Genomic DNA, 5,167 nt, shown 5'->3' on the forward strand with positions numbered 1-5,167 from the left:
GTCCGGTGCGATTTTCGGTGTGCTGGCTATTAAATCTTTGATCGATACCTTAAGGGGGGAACTGAAATAAGATCGATTACCAGTGCCTTCAACGCTCTGTACATAATACTCATATATGTCGTTAAGGTCACAGCCGCGTTCGATATAACTCGTATATTTAGTCCGGGCTCGTTCCTGCGGATCAAGAGAATATATTGGCGATTTATGCTTGATATCGTAACGGTAGATAATATATTCCTTAATTGGTTCTATTATTTTAATCCTACCATCCTTATTTGTTCTTATTACCCTGGGTTCTGGCGCCGACCAGCTAAGTTTTAAATCAACTTCGGAGTTTGTTTGATTCCCCAGAACGGCTTTTAAGTCCGTTGGCGTTGATGGTATTTCTTCCATAGCCACTGAATCCGTATTAACAATATCGGATGGAGCGGAAAAGCCGGTGGGATACGCAGCCTTTACGAAGTATTCGTAAATAGAGCCATACTTCAGCTCCTTATCGGTAAATGTCAGATCGGTTGTAGAACCTGCTAGGGCGGATTCATTTGATATTGCCATTCCTGAGGAAAAGACGAGTTTGGGGTTATGGCCGGTCTCTCTGCGATATATATCATATCTAATCTTATAGCCATCTGGAACTATTTGCAGCGGGGCTTTCCAGGACAGCGTGCAAGTGGTTGGGGTCCGCCGGGTGATCTTCATATCTCGTGGTTTGTCTAAGTAGGCAGTTCCTACAGAAATATACCAGGTTTTCAACTGTTTATGACGGATTACTAATGTCCCGCTGTCCGGCGTTACATGGTTTACCCCCAGCTGCAGGGGCTGAAAACCGGTGGCGGTTTCCACACTGTAATCGTTAACCTCGCCGGAAACAATTCCGTATTCGTAGTCCTTGACGGGGAAGGTTTTATGTATCGGATCCAGGGTAAGCGTATAGTCGTCGGGATTAAACACAAAAAAACTCTGCATATCCTTCAGGGACAGTTGGGAATAAAAATTCTCTGCTGGAATGCGTTTATTAATTCTAACTCCTCCATAATAGGAACTGATATCAATTGAAATCGCCCCAATTTTTTCATTGGGTTCCATGCGCATTTTCCCGATATAAAGGGTGAAAGGAACCATTTCGCCTTTTTGGCTCCCTTTTATGTATTTTAAACCAGGGTCCTCCCCATAAAGCCTATTATCATAAAAACCATGGGCAGCACCCCATTTTCCAAAGCCCATAGCTCTTTTTTGGTAATTAATGTAAGAATCAAAAAGAATATCCAAACCCTTTGTTTGGAGATCGAAAAATAAATCACTCTCATATGGCACTTTAAAATAACCGCTGACCTCCCCCCATACATAACAGTTATGAGCCTCAGACATCGAAGTTAAATTATCTGCCAGCAGCCATTTATCCGCCTTATATGAATCGACCGAAAAAGGTTCAGATCCCAGGCAAACAGAGCGGTCGCGATCATGGTAAGCCTTGTTCGACTGCTCATAAAAAATCTGCTCGGCAACTTTCTTGAGATAAGTCCACGCAAAAGTATTATACAAAAAAGAAAGCCTGCTGTAAGGATTTGTATCGCCCGAGGTTGTAGAATCGTTAAACCGCATGGCACTGTACCAGGTGATGGTCAATCCTCCTGGCTTGCTTTCCAGGTCTTTATACAGGGTGTCTCTCAGGCTGGCAGCTGGGTGGTCATAGGCAGCAGCGTCAGTGTTAATAATATACAGAGTATCACGCTTAATAATCGTTTGGCTTGCAAATCGTTTCCTCCTTCTTAACCCCTTATGGTAAACAGCATGTTGTCCACCGTCAGGCGCAGGGGCATGATGCTTTTTTCGCCCGGGACCGGCTCGGGCCAGCATATGGCCTTTTCCTCCACCGTGATGTCCTTGAAGCGGCTTAAATCCTCCAGACTGGAAAAAGGCAGGGTCCTGATCATCTCTTTCATGTCGAAGATGATCTTGTTGCCGTGCTCGAATTCCACCAGCAGGGTATAGTCATCATTGGGCGTGACCTTGAGTATTTTACTCACCGAGTGAAACCCCCTTCCGGATTTGGAGGACATTTCGGGCAGAACAAATTTGCCTTCCGGGCGATCAGGGTTATCGTTTTAGATTGCCGCTTCGCTGTGCTCCTCGCAACGACAGTAAGGTTGTTCCTGAAGGTAATCCTTTATTGTGTCATTGCGAGCACAGCGAAGCAATCTTTCCCCGGTTTTTTAGCAATGACAGGGCGGCGGCGCTGCCGCTGGCGATACCCCCTGGAGCAGCCTGCCCGCCCCTCGTGCGCACTTATCCACAGCCTAACGGAAAGCATACTTTTCTGCACATTAAAAAATCCCCCATACTAATAAGTATGGGGGATAATTTTTGATTCCGGTATCTACCGAACGGTATATTTTTGCACGAAAATTATAACGAGGCAATAAATAATATCTGCCGCATCGTTGAAACTTCGATTAAGGAAAGGAAATTTTTTCAACCGAAAGACTTTTTTTGAATCAGGTCGTTATAACAGCTTCAGCTTTTGCGCCTTTTTTATGGCCGCCGTCCTGCCGCCGACCTCCAGCTTCAGGTAGATATTATGCAGATGGGTCTGCACGGTGCCCGCGGCAACACAAAGTTTTTCGGCAATCTCATTCCTCTTGAAGCCTTCCGCGGCCAGGGTAAGAATTTCAAGCTCCCTTGCCGACAGGAAAGCCGTGCTCTGGGCGGCGTGTTTCAAACTCTCCAAATACTGCCCGCAGGCGGAAAGTACCTCCTTGATGTATGCGTCCCGTAAATCAGTATGGGCCATGTGCCTGACCATGTCTATGACGGCGGGCGCATATTCAGCGAAGAGCAGGATGATGTGATCCTCCCGCGCCATGTCGAAGGCTTTCCGAAGAGCGGCGCAGCCTTGCTCCATGCCGTAAAGCTCATATTTTGCCGCCGCCCTGAAAATCTGATTGTGCAGAAAACCGAGCTGGTTGTGGAAGATGGAGAAATAGCGAGCAAATTCATCAGTGAGTATTTCGAGCTTGATATAATTCCTGGCGAGCAAAAGCGCCTTGCCGTAGACGATATAGTTGAAACCCAGGCCCTGGTAAAAAAAGTGCGCGGGGGACATATCTCCGGTTTGCAGCCAGGGGGGGATGCCGTCGAGCCGGGTGAGGCAGCCGTAAACGTATCCTTCCACGATGTCGAGCCCAGTGTTGTAATAGATATTGTTCGCTTGCGTCACATCCTGCCTTAGCTGCTGCAGAAGCTCCAATGCTTCGTCAACCTTCCCCTGATACAGATACAGCCTGATTAAAGCAAAATAAGCGCAGATCATAAGACCGACCTGTTCCCTGGTCTGCGCTTTGTAAATGGCTTTGAGGGCATTAAGCTCCGCCGCCTGCCAGTCGCCGGTTTCCAGGGCGTATTCGGCCAGAGCCACATAGTCGCAGCCGATACCGCAGCCGTCAGCCAGCTCGGCAAAAATCGGAAAATCCGATGCCATGAGCTCCGTGATTTCTTTTAGGCTGCCCGGCTCCCTGTAACAGGTATACAGAAAATAGGGAGAACCCAGGGTGAACTCAGCCTCCCGCTTTTGCAGACAGGAAATATCGCCGTTAAGCAGGCGCTGTGCCTCCTTTATGCAAGCGGCTATTTCCTTGGCGTCATTGAACACGGCAAAAATCCGAGTAAGATAAAGTTCCGCGAGGACGCGGTCTCTGCCGTGCGGGATGGAGCCTTCCGCCTGCTCGCAAGCCTCCTGCAGCTCATTTAAACGCCTCACGCCATCCTGAAAAGCGCCGGGATCGCCGTTGGTCAAAATGATGGCGATGTATTGCAAATAAGCCAGCGGATATTTAAGAAGCATCTCGCGGGGCAATGCGGCGAACAGGTCTAAAACGCCGTCAAAAGTGGCGGCATCGCTGGTGACTGTATCCTCATTGTCCAGCAGCGCGAGGATGCGCTCCGTCTCACCCGCGCGGCAGAGATAGCCGTATGCGGTTCTATATTCCCTGCGCGCCAGGTGCCATTCGCCAAGCCGCCGATAGAGCATGGCACATTCTTCTTCGTCCTTCTGCTTGCCCCGCAGGAAATCCAGCAGCACGTTATGGATTTTATAGACCCCCGCTGCCTCGTCGAAGGTAACAAATGCGTTTTCGCGGCGCAGCTTTTTAAGGGTCTCCTCCGATTTTCCTTCCTGCGTTACAAACATGGCCTGCTCCACTGTGAAGCTGTCCATTATGGAAAGACGCAGCAAAAACCTTTGGATGCGCTCGTCATATGCCTTATAGAGCACCTTCTCCACCAGCTCGTTGATAGCGCCGTTTCGGTCTACAGGGATGCCCCGTTCCATACCGAGCATGATAAGGTAAATCAATGATATCCAACCGCCCGTGTAATCGGCGATTTTACTTATCTCGCTCTCGCCGGCCATGAAGCCCATCAGGGCGCAATAATCCCGAATTTCACTGTCAGTAAACCGCAGCGTATTCTGAGACACGACATTGCACAGCCCTTTTACAGAAAGCTCGGTGATGTCAAGATTCGTCGTATCGCGAGTCAATATGACAATGTGAAAATCGTCCGGCATTTCCATTACAAAGCGCCTGAAAAGCGCGGTCACGCGCATACTTCTGGTAAGGTGGAAATCGTCGATAACAAGAGTGGTATCGGGTTTGTAATCCATCTCATTGAGGATGGAAATAGCCATGGCTGTCTGCGGTGTGTCGGAAGGAACACCGAGCTTTTTAAGGCTGATTTCCGCTACCTCGTCAAATTTACCGATTTCGGCCGTCAGCCTTTCCCAGAACCACGACGAAGTGTCATCTTCGGACAAAAAGGAAGTCCATATAACAGGCACGCCTTTTAAAGCAAGGAATTCACGCACTGCCGTGGTTTTACCGTAACCAATGGGGGCCTCCACAATTGTCAGCGGATATTCGAAGATGCTTTCCAAAATGCGGTTGACCCGCTCGCGCTTGAGATTTTTGAGTTTTTTTATTGCGTGCAACTCCTTTCCGGCATATTGGTTATATAAATCCATCGTCTATAATGAAAAATAGTTTAGTGTCATCAGCACAAATACATGAGGATATTTCGGTGTCAAGGGGAGGGTGTCAAGGGGACGGTTCTCTTGACACTTTTTATCTTAAAAGCTTAAGATGAACAAAGCTATTGTTTGGTCAAAGGAGGC

General features: G+C 48.2%; 3 protein-coding genes. All 3 read right to left on the reverse strand.

What is annotated here, in order from left to right:
• Positions 1–1,857: fibronectin type III domain-containing protein (locus JCM14374_RS12580; protein WP_157049121.1), on the reverse strand; the 1,857-nt coding region annotated here is incomplete at its 3' end.
• The gene (locus JCM14374_RS12585; protein WP_054698073.1) at positions 1,770–2,027 is read right to left on the reverse strand and encodes a DUF2442 domain-containing protein; all 258 of its coding nucleotides are present in this window, start codon (positions 2,025–2,027) and stop codon (positions 1,770–1,772) included. The genes JCM14374_RS12585 and JCM14374_RS12580, both read right to left, overlap by 88 nt.
• A 476-nt stretch (positions 2,028–2,503) precedes the next feature.
• Positions 2,504–4,984 (reverse strand): helix-turn-helix transcriptional regulator, encoded by a 2,481-nt coding sequence (locus JCM14374_RS12590; RefSeq protein ID WP_172674231.1) that lies wholly within the window; start codon positions 4,982–4,984, stop codon positions 2,504–2,506.
• Positions 4,985–5,167 lie beyond the last annotated feature (183 nt).

The organism is Syntrophomonas palmitatica JCM 14374, from assembly GCF_001311885.1.
Lineage (GTDB): Bacteria > Bacillota > Syntrophomonadia > Syntrophomonadales > Syntrophomonadaceae > Syntrophomonas_A > Syntrophomonas_A palmitatica.